Genomic DNA, 15878 nt, shown 5'->3' on the forward strand with positions numbered 1-15878 from the left:
GGAGAATGTTACTTCTCGAAGTAGTACTGTTGCGGCAGGGTCGGGCCCGGATCGGGATACATCCACGCCGCCGGGAAGGACATCGGCACGTTCTTCAGCTTCCTGCTCTTGATCCCGACCTTGTTGGCCGGAAGCGCGACGCCGAACACCTCGAAGGCATCCGCCGCTTCCTGGTGGATCTTCTCGAAGATCTCGAGCTGCTTTTGCAGATCGGCCTCGGACTTGAACTCGGCGAAGAGGTCATAGCGCCGCTTCATGCTGTCGCTGGGTTCCATGCCGTCCTTGCCGCCCGACAGATACCACTTGGCCCATTGCAGGGCGAAACGGCTGCCCTGGGGATGCACGGCCATCACGTTGCGCGGGCTGAGCGTGGGGTCGAGCCCGCCGGGAGCGTTCCAGACCTGCATCTCGAAATCGTTGCTGTCGCCCCGCTCGTAGTAGAGGGTCCGTTCGACGGTGTTGGTGGTGGTCTCGATCCCGAGGGCCTTCCATTGTTCGTTGACCAGTTCCATCGCATCGACCCATTCGACCTGAAGGGTCGGGATCACGTCGACCTGGAACGACAGGCGCTTGCCATCCGGCAGCAGGCGATAGCCTTCGGCGTCGCGTTCGGTCAGGCCCAGGCCATCCAGAAGTTCGTTCGCGCGGTCGGGGTCATACTCGGTGAACTGACGGCCCAGCTGTTCGTTGTACAGCGCGTGGCCCGGACGTGCGCCGATCTGGAAGGGTTCGCCCTGCCCCAGGTAAACAAGGTCGATGATTTCGTCGCGGTTGATGCCAAGGCTCAGCGCGATGCGGAAATCCTTGGAATTGAACACCTTGTTCAGCTCGGGGTCTTTCTCGTTGAGGTTGAGATAGAAGCCCATGGCGTTGGCATCCGAGTTCAGGCGCTCCAGGATGTCATAGCCTCCACGTTCCTGGTTCTCGTAATAGACCGGGATGTTCTTGGAGGCGTCCAGATGGCGGGCCTGCATGTCGATCTCGCCGGCCAGCACCTGAAGGACCAGGCTTTCCGCGTCCTGCTCCACGCTCCAGCGCACCTTGTCGACATAGGGTAGCTGGTTGCCCTCGGTATCGACCTGCCAGAAGTAGGGGTTGCGTTCAAATACGACGCGGGTGGCGTCGCCGGTATAGGCCTCGTCGGTCGCCACCCAGGGATCGAGCGTCGGCCGGTCGGGGTTGCCCCAGCGCGCCGGGATCTCCAGGTCGCCACACTTGCGGCGGAACAGATCGGCCCAATCGGCCGCGCCCTCGGCGTCGACCATGCTCTGGACATCGGAATTGTAGGTGGGGTGGAACTGCGAGCAGTAATGCTTGGCCCACAGGACCGGTTCCTGTGCAAGCGGCGTTGCCAGTTCCTGAAGGAACTGCCCGTAGGGCGCAACGAAGCTGAGCTTTACGGTGTAGTCGTCGATCTTCTCGGCCGTCATCGGCTGGCCCTCGATGACAAAACGGGCCGGCGGCGCCGAACCGTAGAAGTCTGCGTTGGTCAGCAGGTCGTTGACGAAGAACAGCACGTCATCCGCCGTGAAGGGTGCGCCATCCGACCACTTGGTGCCTTCGCGCAGATGGAAGGTGTATTCCGACGCGTCGTCGCTGACCTCCCAGCTTTCGGCGAGGTTTGGAACGACCTCGGTGAAATCGGGGTTCCAGCGGGTCAGGCCCTGCGGCGACAGGAAGCGCAGGATGTTGTTGTGGTCGGAAGAACCGCGCAGACCGCGGCGGATCGTGCCGCCATAGGTCCCGATCTGTTCGACCGGGGTGATCACCTCGGGTTTGGCGGGCAGACGTTCGGCAACTGGCGGCAGTTTGCCGGCCTTAACGGCCTCGGCCAGCGCCGGAGCCTCGTTGTAGTCCTGCGCCCAGGTTGGCGTCGTGACCAACCCCAGCGAGAGCGCCAGCGCACCCATTTTCCAGTAAAGTGTCATTTCTTGGTTCTCCTCCCTTGAATTCACTCTTCGGTGTTTTCGCAATCCCTATGCCGTCGTGTTCAGAAGCCCCTCCGCCCGCAGTGCCTGAAGCTGTGCCGCGATATACCCATAGCAGAACGCGAAGGCGGTATTCTCACCGTCACGCCCCGAGATTTGCGGCACATGGTCCGGCATCACCATGTATCTGTAGCCCGTTTCGGCATAGAGTTTCAGCGCCGCCCACATGTCCATGTCACCCTCGTCGGGGAAGGTTTCCATGAACGACAGGCGGCGGCCCCTGATATTGCGGAAATGGACGTTGAATATCTTGCCCCGGGTGCCGAACCAGCGGATCACCTCGCCGATCTCGCGCGCCGGGTCGTCCAGCATTTCGCCCACGGTGCCCTGACAGAAGTTCAGGCCGTGATAGGGGCTTTCATGCAGGGTCACGAACCGCTTCAGTCCCTCGACGCTGCCCAGCACGCGGGTCACGCCACGATAGCCGGGCGGCGTCGGCGGATCATGGGGATGGCAGGCAAGACGCAGGCGGTTGGCCGTGGCGACCGGCACGACACGGGCCAGAAAATAGTCGATCCGTTCCCAGATCTCGTCCTCGTCCAGGCTGCCGGCAAGGCCGGGCGCCGCGGCCTGATCCATCCTGTCCCAGCGGAAGGCGGCATTGCGCGCCCCTCCCCTGCCCTCTTCGGGGGCGCTGCGGGGGATGCCGATGAAATTGAAGTTGTATTTCGCCGCCCCGATGCCGGCCGCGGCCAGCCGTTCGATCAACCGGCAGATGGAGTCGATCTGTCGGTCTCGATCGGGCCCTGCAAGCACGATGTCGGGGCTTTGCGAATCTTCCACTACACAAGAGGCCAGCGGCAGTTGAACCATATCGAGGTTCAGCCCGAAACCTGCGATCCGGTCGCGATGACGCTGAAGCACATCCAGCGTCCAGTCATGCGGATTGCCATCGGGATCGGCGCAGACATGGGTCACCCCCAGTTGCGCCATGACGCGATAATCGTCGTCGTCACGCGCCCTGAATTGAGTGCCAAGCAGCATGACGGTCCTCCCGCGGTGCGGTTGCGAACAGGGTGCGAGGCGTCGCGAAATCCACCCCGACCGCATCGCCGAAACAACAGACACGCATCGCCGGGCGTCCTTCACGTTGTTCCGCGGTCATGGCACCTCACAGGTTAATTGGTAGTTATCGGTAAAGTTATCATATAAATCTGTCAAACTTTTTTCATCAGCGCGGCGACGCGCATCTCGCGATAGCGTGCCATGGCGTTGGTCAGATGTGTCCGCATGGTGGCGCGCGCTGCATCGCGGTCCTGCGCGCTGACCGCCTGTAGAATCGCCATATGCTCGGCGTGCTGGGCGGTTTCCCAAGTGGCGTCGCGTTTTTGACCGGGCAGGGAATTCCGCGGGATGGCCCGGGCGCCAAGGCCGTCCATCAGGCGGGTGAAATACTTGTTTCCCCCGGCCGCCGCCACGGCACGATGAAAGGCCCAGTCGGCCTCGTCCGAGGGCGATCCGGCTTCGATGCACCGCCGCATTTCGACAAGGCAATCGGTCATCGCGTCAAGCTGGGAGGGGCTACGGCGCATGGCGGCCAGGCCCACGGCCTCGACTTCGATGGCAAGTCGCAGCTCCAGGCAATCCAGGATCTCGGCATGGGTGGTTGCCGTCAGGAGCACGCCGTTCCCTTCGGCCTGGGCGTCCGACACATAGACACCCGAGCCCTGTCGCGACGATACCAGCCCCATCGACCGCAGGGCGGCCAGCGCCTCGCGCACGCAGACCCGGCTGACATCAAAGCGTTGTATCAGTTCACGTTCGGTTGGAAGACGCGCACCGACGGGGTGTTTTCCGCTGCGAATTTCCTCGCGCAGAACGGCGAACACGTGATCCGATCTTGACGCATGTTTCGGAGCCATGTTGCCTCGATAGCCAGAATTTGTCAGTCAGATTACCCCGATAAACCCCACGATGGCAAGGGGAGCCCGACAGGCGGGCGGCCCTGCCAAATGCAATTCGACCGGCCGGAATATTCCGGCCGGTCGAAAAATGGAGCGGAACACTCCGAAACCGGATGATCCGCCCTGCGCGGTGCGGAAAGCCTCAGGCGAATTCGGCGGCCCGGGTCACTTCGCTGTTGGCGGTTTCAAGATAGCGTTCGAGAAGCTTGAGCGTCCGCGGCCCGGGCTTGCCCGCGCCGATCCGCCGGCCGTCGATTTCCGTCACCGGCACGATTTCGCAGACGGTGCCGGTCATGAAAACTTCGTCGGCGCAATAGAGATCGCCCAGCGAAATGTTGTCCTCGACCGCCTTCAGGCCGAAATCGGCCGCGATCTTCAGCATGTAACCGCGCGTCAGGCCCGGCATCAGGGCATCGACCTTGGGGGTGCGCAGGGTGTCGCCCTCGATCATGAACAGGTTGGCCGAATTGGTCTCGGCCACGAAGCCCTGCATGTCCAGCATGATCGCCTCGTTCGCGCCGGCGTTGTTGGCTTCGATCTTGGCCATGATCTGGCCCAACTGGTTCAGGGTGTGCAGCTTTGGGTCAAGGCATTGCGCGGGCATCCGGCGCACGCTGGACGTGATCAGGCGCAGACCGTCCTTCGGAAAGCTCGGCTTCTTGGGTTCGATGATGATGACAAGGCAGGGTGGCCAGTCTTCGCCGATCTTGGTGTCCATGCCGGTGGTGGGCTTGTCGCCGCGGGTCAGGGTGATGCGGATATGGGCATCAGATGTCAGGCCGTTCGCCTCGACCGTTTTCAGGATCGCCTTGCAGATGTCATCATGGGTCATCTTCAGGTTGATGCGCAGGGCATGGGCACAGCGGATCAGGCGGGCAACATGTTCATGCAGGCGGAAGACGCCGCCATTGTAGACGCGCAGGCCTTCATAGACGCCGTCACCGCTCTGGAAGCCGCGATCCCAGACGGAAATCTTGGCGTTCTCGCGCGTCACGAGATCGCCGTTGATATAGACAAGCTGTTCGGTCATTGGTTCTTTTCTCCGGAAGTATGAGGTCGCGGGTGAAGGCCCTGGAAGGGCTCAGCGGGCGTCGAAGACATTGGCGACGGTGTCGTCCACACCTTCGACGAGGATGCTGTTGTCGGGGTGCCAGTGCAGGATCACGGCGTCGCCATCGGCGGTATCGGAAAAGGCGCCGATCTGTTCGACCACCTGGAACCGGCCATTCGCGCCGCAATCGACCACCAGCCGCCGCACCGAACCCATGAAGGCCGATGATGCCAGTTTCCCGGTGATCCGGTTGTGCCCATCGGGCACCGCGCCATCCGCGGCGCTGACCCGCAACTGGCCGGGGCGCACCAGAAGGGTCGCCGCGCCGTCACCTGCATTCGGGCCTGCCTGATAGTCCTGATCGCGGGCGCGGAACCTGCCCTGCGCCATGGCACCGGGGATCAGGTTCGATTCACCGATGAAATTGGCCACGAAGGGGCTTTGGGGGGCCTCCCACAGGGCGCGGGGCGTTCCGATCTGAAGGATCTGGCCGTCGTTGAAAACCGCGATCCGGTCCGACAGGGCCAGGGCCTCTTCCTGGTCGTGGGTCACGAAGAAGACGGTCACACCGATGCGGCGATGCAGTTCCTTCAGCTCGTATTGAAGTTCTTCGCGCAACTGCTTGTCGAGCGCGCCAAGGGGTTCGTCCATCAGCAGGATATGGGGTGAAAAGACGATGGCGCGCGCCAGTGCAACGCGCTGCTGCTGGCCGCCCGAAAGCTGCGCGATGTTGCGATCGCCCAGATGCCCCAGCTTCACCAGATCCAGCGCCGCCCTGGTTTTTTCGGCGATGTCCTGTTTGGCCATCCGCCGTTCTTCCAGCGGGTAGGCGACATTCTGGGAAACGGTCATGTGCGGGAACAGGGCATAGTGCTGAAACACCATGCCCATGTTGCGCTTGTGGGCGGGCAGCCTGCCGATGGGCTGATCGTTGACGAAAACTTCGCCCGCCGTGGCCTGTTCAAAGCCCGCGATGATGTTGAGCGTCGTGCTCTTGCCGCTGCCGCTGGGGCCCAGCAATGTCACGAATTCGCCGGGCTTCACGTCAAGGTTGACGTTCTCCACGGCAATGACGTCGCCGTAGCTGCGCTTGACGCCTTCAAGTCGAACCGCGGCGCCCTGCCCTTCGGAATTGTCAGCTAATATTTTGGCCATCTTTTCTAAACACCAGGTTCAATATGATAAGGATCGACGCCAGCGCCAGGATGAGGGTCGAGGCGACGGCAATCGTCGGATCGATCCGGTCCTGGATGCTTGAGAACATCAGCACCGGCAGGGTTCGCAGGAACGGCCCCTGAAGGAAGAGCGAGATGATGACCTCATCGAAGGACGTGATGAAGGCCAGCAGGGCACCGCTGGCGACGCTGGGCCAGATCAGCGGCAGCGTCACGCGGCAGAACCCGCGCAGCGGCGACGAGCCGAGTGATTGCGCCGCGATCTCAAGCCGCGGGTCCAGCGTCTTGACCGCCGCCGACACGATGACGACGACGAAGGGCACCGCGAGGGCCGTATGCGCCATCACGAAACCCGTGGTCGTGGCCGTAAACCCCCAGACCAGGAACACCGCATAGACGGCCACCGCGACGATCACGGTGGGAACGATGCGCGGCACCAGGATGATGCCCTGCGCCCAGCGTCCGAAACGCGAGCGGCTTCGCACGATCCCGAACGAGGCCAGCACGCCCAGCACCGTGGCGCAGACCGTCACCAGCCCCGCGATCTTGAGAGAGTTGGTCAGCGCCTCGATCCAGTCGCGCGACGAGAAGAAGTTGGCGTACCAGCGCAGCGAGTAGGATTCGGGCGGAAAGACGAACGAGGCTTCGTTGGTGAAGCTGAGCGGGATCAGCACCATGGCCGGCCCCACCAGGATCATCCCCACGATCCCCGAGAAGATCACCAGCGCAACCGGCCTGCGCCCCGAAAGCGTCTCGGCGCCGCGCGGCGAAAGAACATTGGTGGACCCGAAGGTTTCCGTTGATCCGCCGAATTTGCGCGCCGACAGTAGGATAAGCGCCGTTGCCAGGAACAGGACAACCGCCATGGCCGATCCGATCCCGAAGTTCAGCCGCACCGAAACCTCGTCCACGATCAGCTGCGACAGAAGTTGCTGGCGCGGTGAGCCCAGAAGTTGCGGGATGAGATAGAAGCCAAGCGACGAGACGAAGACAATCACCGACCCTGCCACGATCCCCGGCACCGTCAGAGGCAGGATCACACGGCGAAAGGCCCTGAGCGGCGGAGAGCCAAGCCCGTTGGCGGCGACCAGAAGCTTGCGGTCGATCGAGGCCAGCGCGGAAAAGAGCGGCAGGATCATCAGCGGCAGCATCACCTGGGTCATCGCCAAGAGCACGCCGATCAGGTTGCCGGTCAGGTAATAGGGCCCCAGGCCGAACAGGCCAAGCGCCTGGTTCACCAAGCCGCTGGGTTGCAGCAGCACCATCCAGGCAAAGGTTCTGACGACCGCGCTGGTCCAGAACGGAATGAGGATCGCCCCCACCATGACAAGCCGCCAGCGCGCGCCCACCAGCGTCATCAGATAGGCATAGGGAAAGGCGATCAGCAGGCAGGCCACCGTCACCAGAAGCGCGGTAAGGATGGTTCGCACCAGAATCCGCACATAGGCGTCGCGCGCGAAGAATTCGACATAGTTGCCAAGCCCGAGTTCGGGCTTGGCAAAACTTGTCCAGATCGTGTTGCCCAGGGGCAGGATCACCACCACCATCAGGAACAGCAGGGCCGGAATGACCGCAAGTTTCCACATGTTCGGTGACTTCATCGTTTCACCCGCCCTCGCGTTTTCGCAGTGCCCGGTTGGGCGTTACTGTGTCGACCAGTTCACCCAGGCATCGCCCATCTCGCCGATGTGCTGCCAGCGCCACGACGGATCGAGATCGACAGCGTTGGTCGCGGAACCGGGATAGTTCTGCTTGAGCGTTTCATTCGCGAACTCGGTCGGGTTCACGTCCTTGCGGGTCGGGCCCTGCGGATAGGTCGAGACATGGCCCAGCTGCGATTCCTGCGAGGTGACGAAGCGGATGAACTCCAGCGCCTCTTCGCGGTTCGGCGCGCCCGTCGGGATCATGAGCTGATTGTAGATCATGATCGGTTGGTTCATCACGGGAACATAGGCATCGGCGCCGTTGATGATGGCCTGCGTCGCCGCCGGCCCCCAGCCTGCCACCAGATCGACCGACCCTTCCTGCATCAGCTGAACCAGCTGCGCGGCCGTGTTCCAGTAGATGATGTCATCCTTGATGCCGTCGAACTTTGCCAGCGCCCTTTCGAAATCCAGCGGATACAGGTCTTCGGCGGCAACGCCATCGGCGATCAGCGCCTTTTCGAAGTTCGTTCCATAGCCCGAGTTCCAGACCGCGCGCTTGCCCGGGAACTTCTCGGTGTCGAAGAAATCGGCCCAGGTGCTTGGCACGTCACCGGTGAACACGTTCTTGTTGTAGAAGAACGGGTGGGTGAAGGTCGCCTGCGGGATGCCGCATTCGTTGCTGACGTATTTCGGATCGAAGACCGACATGTCGAATTCGTCGGTGATCTTCTCAAGCACGGTGCCGCAGAAGCGGATGGCGAATTCCGGCGCCCATTCCACCACGTCGATCTCGACCCGGCCAACCTCGACCTGGGTCTGGATCTTGCCGAAATCCACGGGGGCCACGGTGACGACGCGAATGCCCGTCGCTTCTTCGAAAGGCTCGATGAAGGCCTTCTTCTGCGCGTCCAGCAGCACGCCGCCCGAACTCATCAGCACCAGCGCGCGGTTCTGCGCGGTGGCTTCGCCCGCCACCAGCGGCAGGGCCGCCGCAAGAACGGCTGCCATCGCGCCCTGTTTCACTTTTCCGGTAATCACTCCCATCTCCTCCTTGTTGGGACGCTAGTCGCGATAATCATAGTCGCGGGCGGCGCCCTCTGATGTAATCAGACCTTCCTTCAGATCCTCCGCGATCGCCGCGCGGTCGCGCTCGGACGGGTTGCCGCAGCCCCCGCCACCGGGAACGACCACCGTGACGACCTGACCGTGCTCCATCCGCTGTGAACGGCGCCGGTCGGCCTTCTGCCCCTCGATCCAGAAGCCGCCGCCGCGCCCGGCCTGGCCGCCGAACAGGCCGAAGGGCGGGTTGTCGACGCGGTCGTTCGTGCCGGGCACGAAATCGACGGGAACATCGCTCAGCACCTTGATGGCAAAGGCCTGGCCCACGCCGCCGCGGTATTTTCCGGGGCCGCCGGTGTCGGGCTCCTGGCGTTTGTATTCGAACAGGATCGGCGCGCGGGCCTCCATGATCTCGACCGGGATATTGGCGCAGTTGACCGGCATCGAAATCGTCGAATGCCCGTCGGAATCGGGCAGCGCGCCCGCCCCCCCATTGGCGAAATAGGCCTCGGTGAAGGTGGCGTTGACCTGGGGCGGGCCGCCATTGGCATAGGCGGCGGGCACCTTCGGATAGGTTCCGCGAAAGCGCACGGCCCAGATCCCGCCGAAATGGGCATGCAACCGGTTGGGCGCGATATGTTCGGGCACCAGCGGCGCAAGCGCCTTGAAGACCGCGCCATAGACGTTCTGCACCACCGTCACCCTGATCATCGTGGGCGCGGGGCGCAGGGGGTTCAGCACGCAGCCCTCGGGGGCTGTGACAGTGAAGGGGGCGACGGCACCGTCGACGACCGGAACATCCGGGGCAAAGGCGATGCGCAGGGCATAGAGCGTTTCGGCCCGGGTCAGGTTGAAGGGGGCATTCAACCCCCAGCGCACCTGGTCCGAGGTGCCGGCATAGTCCACCGTCACCGTATCGCCCTTGACCGTGATCGCCACGTTCAGCTTCAGCGGGGCATCGGCGCCGTCCGAGGTGGCGCTTCCGGTATAGACCCCGTCGGGAACCTCGCGTATGCGTGCGCGCACCGCCTTTTCGGCCCGCGACTGGATCTGGTCGCTGAAGCCGGTCAGTTCGTCCAGCCCGTATTCGTCCATCAGCTCGCAAACCCGCTGGGCCGCCATCTTGTTGGCGGTGTTCAGCGCGTGCAGGTCGCCGTTGACGTGGGTCGGCAAGCGGCTGTTGGCGGCGATGAAGGCCAGAACCGTGCGGTTCATCTTGCCCTTCTCATAGAACTTGATGGGCGGAATGCTCAGCCCTTCCTCGAACATGTCCGCCGCCTCGGCCGAGACCTTGCCGCCCAGGTCGGCCACATGGGCCACGTTGGCGGAATAGCCGACGATCCGCTCGCGATAGAATATCGGGCGTATCATCACGATATCGGGCAGGTGCCCCGCCCCGATCCAGGGGTCGTTGGTGATGATGACATCGCCGGGCGACAGGGTTTCGGGCGGGAAATCCTCAAGAAGGCGCCGGAGGGCGGTGCCCAGGATGCCGATGAAGGCCCCCAGGGCGCGCGGTGTCTGGGCGATCAGGCGGCGCTGCGCATCGAACAGCCCGGCCGAAAAATCGGCGGCCTCGGCAACCGTCGATGAATAGGCGGTGCGCAGGATCGTCGCCTCGCTCTCCTCGGCGATACTGACAAGGCGCTGGCGAATGATCTCGATATGCAGGGTGTCGATCTCAGACATTCTGACCTCGGCTGGTATCTTCATGATTGATGGAAATGACGAGATTCCCCAGGTCGTCGACTTCCAGGCTGTCGTGCGGGCCGATGAGGGCGGTCGACATGCGGTCTTCGACGATAGCCGGACCGGGGGCCCGGAAACCGGGCTCCAACTGGGCGCGCTGATAGACCTTGCCGACAACCCCCCCGGTGCCTTCGAACCAGAGCGTGCGCGTCGGCACCTCGCCCGCTTGCCCGGCAACCGTCTCGGCGCGGATGTCGGGGCTTTCCTGGCTTACGGTGGCACGGATGCGCCAGTTGCCGGATTCAAGGACCGTCGGCTCCAGCGGCGCGCCGTAGATGCGCGTGCATTCCGCGTTGAAATTCTCGACCGCGGCCTGAGCGAATTCGCTGCCCGTGTCGCAATCAGGCAGCGGCGTTTCGACGGAATGCGTCTGGCCGACCCAACGGAAATCGGCCCAGCGTTCGATCCTGATGGCATCGGCAGGCACGCCCGTGTCGGCCAGCGTGGCGCGCGCTTCGGCTTCCACCTCCTTCAGCATCCGGAACAGCCGGTCATAATCGGCATCCGGCGTTAGGCGGATGATGTGCGAGCGCACCAGGTCGATCGCGGGGGGCGTGACCAGCAGCCCCACCGCCGAAAGGACGGCGGCGTTGGCAGGCACCAGGACCTTGCCGATGGACAGCTTGCGCGCCACGCGGGCGGCATGCAGCGGCCCGCCCCCGCCCGAGGCCAGGATGGTGGCGCGGCGCGGGTCAAGACCGTGTTCGGCCAGGTGCACACGGATCGCATCGGCCATGGATTCGTTGATGGAATTGACGATGGCCAGGGCCGCATCCTCGACGCTGGCCTCCAGCGGCTTGGCCAGGGTGGCGATGGCATCGCGCGCGGCGGCGAGATCCAGCTGCATGGTGCCGCCGGCAAAGCCCTCGGCATCGAAATACCCAAGGACAAGGTTGGCGTCGGTCACCGTCGGCTTGGCACCGCCCATCCCGAAACAGGCCGGACCGGGGCGCGACTCTGCGGATTGCGGCCCGACCTTGAGAAGCCCCAGAAAATCGGTATGCGCGATGGACCCGCCCCCGGCGCCAATCTCGATCAGGTCGACACTGGGCAAGCGGACCGTGATGCCGCTGCCCTTGGCAAAACGCCGGGTGCGCGCCACTTCCAGGCTGGCGGTGCGCTGTGGCCGCCCTTCGGTGACCAGGCAGGCCTTGGCGGTGGTGCCGCCGATATCGAAAGCCACCAGCGCCGGGTTGCGATCGCCCGAGGAATAGCCCGCCGCCGCAAGCACGCCCGCCGCAGGCCCCGATTCCAGCATCCGCGCAGGAAACTTCGATGCCACGCTGGCCGAGGTCACGCCGCCTTCCGACAGCATGACCAACAGTTGCCCCTTGTACCTGAGATCGGCCAGTGCCGTCTCGAAGCGGTTCAGATAGCCGCTGACGACGGGCTGGACGTAGGCATTGAGAACCGTCGTGGAGGCACGTTCGAACTCGCGGATTTCCGGCGCCACCTCGGACGACAGCGAGACGGGAAAATCATCTCCCAGCACCGACCGGATCGCGGCCAATGCCGCCTGCTCATGGGCCGGATTGGCGTAGCAATGCATCAGGCAGACCGCGACAGCCGAGATGCCGGTGCCCTTCCATTCTTCCAGGATGCGCTTCAACCCATCCAGATCGAAGGGTTCGATCTCGGTTCCGTCCGCAAGCATCCGCCCTGCCACGCCCCGGCAGTTGCGGCGCGCGACCAGCGGTTCCACCAGGGGCGCGTCGAGGTGCAGGGTGTCATATCGCGCCTCGCGGCCGATATGGATCAGATCTTCGAACCCGAGGTTGGTGATGAACCCGACTTCGGTTCCACGGCGTTGCAGGATGGTGTTGGGCACCAGCGTCGTCGCGTGGACGATCGATCCGACCTCTTCCAGCGTGACCTGCGCTTCTTGCACCACCCGTTCGATCGCCTCGATCGCGCCCTTGGTGGGGTCGGCTGTCGTCAGGGCCTTCGCGGTCCAGACCTGGCCCGAGGCGTCATGCAAAAGCACCGCATCGCTGAAGCTGCCACCGATGTCGATGCCGATGCGATAGTCGCGCTTCTTGTCCTGCACCCGTGCCTCCAGCAATCCGAATTCATCCCCGGCGCGCAAAGGGGGCGCCGCATGACTCGAAAGATTAAAGACCGTTGGTCAATTGTCAACAGTTTGCTGTTAGCTATAGACAGTCTATTGTTATTGCCCGCACCGGCACTATGCTTGACAGGGAAAATTGCAGGGCGTTCCATCGGCGATTGCGTCGGACGAACATCCGGACATGAAGGGGGAGGCATCGTGGCCAAGGCAGCCGGAATCGAGAGAATTCAACGCAGTACCTTCGGCGACCTCGTCCATGAGAAACTGCGCGAAGCGATCATGAACGGGTCATTGCCGCCCGGAAGCCAGGTTGTCGAAACCCGCATCGCGGCGGAATTCGGCGTCAGCCGCGGCCCCCTGCGCGAAGCCATCCGCGCGCTCAGCAACGAAGGTCTTCTCACCACCCGCTCTTTCGGAGGCGCACAGGTTGTCGCCCTCACCGACTCGGACGTGCGCGAGATGCATTCGCTTCGCACGACATTGGAGATTTTCGCCTTCGAACTGATCTGGGATCACCGGGATGCGGCCTTTCGCGCCGATCTGGTGGCCCGGCACGAGGAATTGCAAAGCTGCATTGACCGCCAGGACGACGAAGCCAGCCTTCTTGCCGAACTGGCCCTGCATTCCCTTGTCTACGAATCGACAGGGCACAACCTGCTGAAGACCGTCTGGCACAGTCTGCGTGGGCGCGTGCAACTCTACTGGGCCACGCTTCATCGGGCGCATCAGCGCCAGGGGCCCAAGCGCGACGCCCACGACGACTACGTCGCCGCAGCCCTGGGCGAGGATTTCGAGGTGATGAAATCCGTGATCCGCGAACACATGAAGCAGGGGCTGGCACGAACACCGACCGCCCCGGAGGCCGAAGCGCGATAAGCGGCAGCCCCAGCCCCCGCTCGTTTCACCAAAGCACATCTGCGATCCCGCGACCGATTGCTGACAGACGACAAGCGCCGCCTGTCAGCAGATATTGCGCGGATGCCTTCGCGCCCATTTCCTGCCCGTCACGGATTTGGGCAAGGGCGCGAAAACGCTGGCCAACACCGCTCAGGCCTTTTCGAGGGCCTCCATGAAGCGGTCAAACTCAGGGTCTGGCATCGGAACCAGGTTGCGGTCTTCGGGGAAGGCCCCGCTGTCGACATCGGCCACGAACTCCTGGAAGGCGGCGATGCGTTCCTGTTGAAGGCGGTCATATTCGCGGGCGAAATCGCGATAGACCTTGGCGTGGCGCGGAATGTGGCCGCGGGTTTCGCCCAGGATGTCGCAGGCGAAAAGGTATTGCGCATCGCACCCCGCCCCTGCGCCCATCGACCACAACAGGATGCTGGTGCGCCGGCTGATCGCCTCGGCAACCTTGGCGGGCACCACCTCGATCTCGACGGCGATGGCGCCTGCCGCCTCATAGGCCTTGACCTGGCGATACAGCTCAAGCGCGCTGTCGGCGGTCTTGCCCACGGCGCGGTAACCGCCCGTCCAGGTGGCCCGTGCGGGGACAAGCCCGACATGGCCGACGACGGGGATATGTTCGCGCGCCAGGTATTCGACCGTTTCAAACGACCCCGAGCAATAGACCGCATCGGCCCCGCCCGCGATGGCATTGCCGCACCAGCGCAGGTAATCCTCGGCGGTGCCTGCGGTCAGGTGTTCCTTGCCGGTCATGGCAAAGATGCCGGGGGCCAGGTCACGGAACCGGGGGTCGGCGCAAAGCTCGGGGATGACCGACCCGATCTCGATGCCCGCCGCCTCGGCGGCGGCGGCTTCGTCCAGTGATTCGATGCGCAGCATGGGAAGCTGACGCTTGCCCTTCTGGGCGCGAAGGTCGGCGACGGTGGGGCGCTTGCGGCTCATGTCAGCATCACGAAGACGCGGTCGCCTTCGACCTTGGTTTCATAGGTCGCCAGGTTGACGCAGACCGGGGCGCGCTTGGCCTCGCCGGTGCGATAGTCGAACAACCCGTTGTGCTTGGGGCATTCGATTTCGTGGTCCATCACCAGGCCATCGGCCAGGTGAACCTGTTCGTGGGTGCACAGCCCGTCGGTGCAGTAATACTCGTCGTCGGCGCTGCGATAGATGGCGAAGGTCCGCGTGTCATGGTCCCAGCGGATCACGTCCTCTTCTTCGACATCATCGGTGGCACAGGCGTCAATCCAGGGCATCTTTTCTTCCTTTTAAGTGCAGTGTCTTTTGCAGTCATGGAGGCGGGGCATCGGCGTTGCAATGCGTCGGAGCCGAGTTTTGCGTCCTTCGCGGGAAACCGCAAGCCATTCACGCCGGCGCATGCTGCGCGATCACACCCGGGGGCAGCCGATAGACGCGCCGCGCCGTTCCGGCAAGGATCATGTCCAGTTGCGCAGGCGACAGATGATCCAGCACTTCGGTCAGAACGGCAATCTGACGGGGAATCGTACAGTTCAGCGTTTCGATCGGCGCGTTGCTGCCATAAAGAAGCCGCGACGGGCCAAGCCGGGCGCAGGCATGCCGAAGGTAGGGCGCGAGTTTCTCGGCGCGCCAGGCAAGGTCGATGGTCCAGAGGCCCGAGATCTTCATCGCGATGTTGGGATGGGCGGCGATGGCATCGACTCCCTTTTCCCAGGGCGTCCGCGTCGCCGGTTCGGCGGTACCAAGATGGTTGATGACGATCTGAAGCTCGGGCATCCGCGCGGCAAGGGCTGCGACCTCGGTCAGCTGATCGGGCACCACCACCAGATCAAGCGAGAGGCCCAGACCGGGCAGCAGGGAGGCGGCCTTCAGGAAGGCCGGTTCGCCCATGACGCCGGGGCGGTTGGCAAAGCAGAACCGCCCCGATGGATGCCAGGACACCGGCGCGCGCACCCCCCGCGCGATGGCAAACCGGGCATTCGCCGCAAGGACCGACGGCGCATGATCCGCGCTTAGATCGGCGTGAAAGACCGCGGCCTGGGGCGCGCCCTCTGTCCGGGCCAACTGTGCCAGCCAGGCCGTTTCGGCAACGGGGTCGGACGCGCCGCATTCTGCCTGGACATGCACCCATTGTACCACCGGCATGTCGCCGATGGTGCGGCGGTGATCGTTGGGCAGGTAGTCACGCTTGATCGCGGTATGATCGCCGAAGGGGCGCGGCGGGGCGTCGGGGGCAAGCCAGGTGTAGGGAAAGCGCCCCAGTTCCCACAGGTGGTGATGGGCATCGACAATCGCGCGCGGCTGGTGTCCGGCCATGGCTCAGCCCTCCGCCCCGGCGGAACGATGGTAATAGGGCAGG

At 63.7% G+C, this 15878-nt stretch carries 13 protein-coding genes; 1 reads left to right on the plus strand and 12 read right to left on the minus strand.

Annotation, left to right across the window (positions count from 1 at the left end; translation table 11 throughout):
• Positions 1-8 precede the first annotated feature (8 nt).
• The 9 genes from H7828_RS13535 to H7828_RS13575 form a co-directional block, all read right to left on the minus strand.
• Positions 9-1928, minus strand: a complete 1920-nt coding sequence (locus H7828_RS13535) for an ABC transporter substrate-binding protein (protein WP_226781583.1) — start codon at positions 1926-1928, stop codon at positions 9-11.
• A 48-nt stretch (positions 1929-1976) separates the two neighbouring features.
• A complete protein-coding gene (locus H7828_RS13540; RefSeq protein WP_226781584.1) occupies positions 1977-2972 on the minus strand; it encodes a mannonate dehydratase in 996 nt (331 codons plus the stop codon).
• A 173-nt stretch (positions 2973-3145) separates the two neighbouring features.
• Positions 3146-3817 carry a FadR/GntR family transcriptional regulator gene (locus H7828_RS13545; protein WP_342592298.1) on the minus strand — a complete coding sequence of 224 codons (672 nt, stop codon included), beginning with the start codon at positions 3815-3817 and terminating at the stop codon, positions 3146-3148.
• Between the two features lie 217 nt (positions 3818-4034).
• On the minus strand, positions 4035-4922 hold the full coding sequence (locus H7828_RS13550) for an aminotransferase class IV (protein ID WP_226781586.1): 888 nt from the start codon (positions 4920-4922) through the stop codon (positions 4035-4037).
• A 51-nt stretch (positions 4923-4973) separates the two neighbouring features.
• Entirely contained in the window at positions 4974-6098 is a 1125-nt protein-coding gene (locus H7828_RS13555; protein WP_226781587.1) for an ABC transporter ATP-binding protein, read from the minus strand.
• A complete protein-coding gene (locus tag H7828_RS13560; RefSeq protein ID WP_226781588.1) occupies positions 6079-7719 on the minus strand; it encodes an ABC transporter permease subunit in 1641 nt (546 codons plus the stop codon). The genes H7828_RS13555 and H7828_RS13560 overlap by 20 nt, the downstream gene beginning before the upstream one ends.
• 42 nt (positions 7720-7761) lie before the next feature.
• Complete coding sequence (locus H7828_RS13565; RefSeq protein ID WP_226781589.1) at positions 7762-8802, minus strand: extracellular solute-binding protein; 1041 nt, start codon at positions 8800-8802, stop codon at positions 7762-7764.
• Between the two features lie 24 nt (positions 8803-8826).
• Positions 8827-10512, minus strand: coding sequence for a hydantoinase B/oxoprolinase family protein (locus tag H7828_RS13570; protein WP_226781590.1), 1686 nt, complete (start codon positions 10510-10512; stop codon positions 8827-8829).
• Positions 10505-12619, minus strand: a complete 2115-nt coding sequence (locus tag H7828_RS13575) for a hydantoinase/oxoprolinase family protein (protein WP_226781591.1) — start codon at positions 12617-12619, stop codon at positions 10505-10507. The genes H7828_RS13570 and H7828_RS13575 overlap by 8 nt, the downstream gene beginning before the upstream one ends.
• 219 nt (positions 12620-12838) lie before the next feature.
• Between H7828_RS13575 and H7828_RS13580 the strand changes: the two genes are divergently transcribed.
• A complete protein-coding gene (locus H7828_RS13580) occupies positions 12839-13516 on the plus strand; it encodes a GntR family transcriptional regulator (protein WP_226781592.1) in 678 nt (225 codons plus the stop codon).
• Between the two features lie 171 nt (positions 13517-13687).
• Here the strand turns inward: H7828_RS13580 and H7828_RS13585 are convergent, their stop codons facing one another.
• The 3 genes from H7828_RS13585 to H7828_RS13595 form a co-directional block, all read right to left on the minus strand.
• Complete coding sequence (locus H7828_RS13585) at positions 13688-14488, minus strand: 3-methyl-2-oxobutanoate hydroxymethyltransferase (protein ID WP_226781593.1); 801 nt, start codon at positions 14486-14488, stop codon at positions 13688-13690.
• The gene (locus tag H7828_RS13590) at positions 14485-14796 is read right to left on the minus strand and encodes a MocE family 2Fe-2S type ferredoxin (protein ID WP_226781594.1); all 312 of its coding nucleotides are present in this window, start codon (positions 14794-14796) and stop codon (positions 14485-14487) included. Before H7828_RS13590 ends, H7828_RS13585 begins: the two co-directional genes overlap by 4 nt.
• A 109-nt stretch (positions 14797-14905) precedes the next feature.
• On the minus strand, positions 14906-15835 hold the full coding sequence (locus H7828_RS13595; protein WP_226781595.1) for an amidohydrolase family protein: 930 nt from the start codon (positions 15833-15835) through the stop codon (positions 14906-14908).
• Between the last annotated feature and the right edge of the window lie 43 nt (positions 15836-15878).

Source organism: Oceaniglobus trochenteri (assembly GCF_020529025.1).
GTDB classification, from domain to species: Bacteria; Pseudomonadota; Alphaproteobacteria; order Rhodobacterales; family Rhodobacteraceae; genus Oceaniglobus; species Oceaniglobus trochenteri.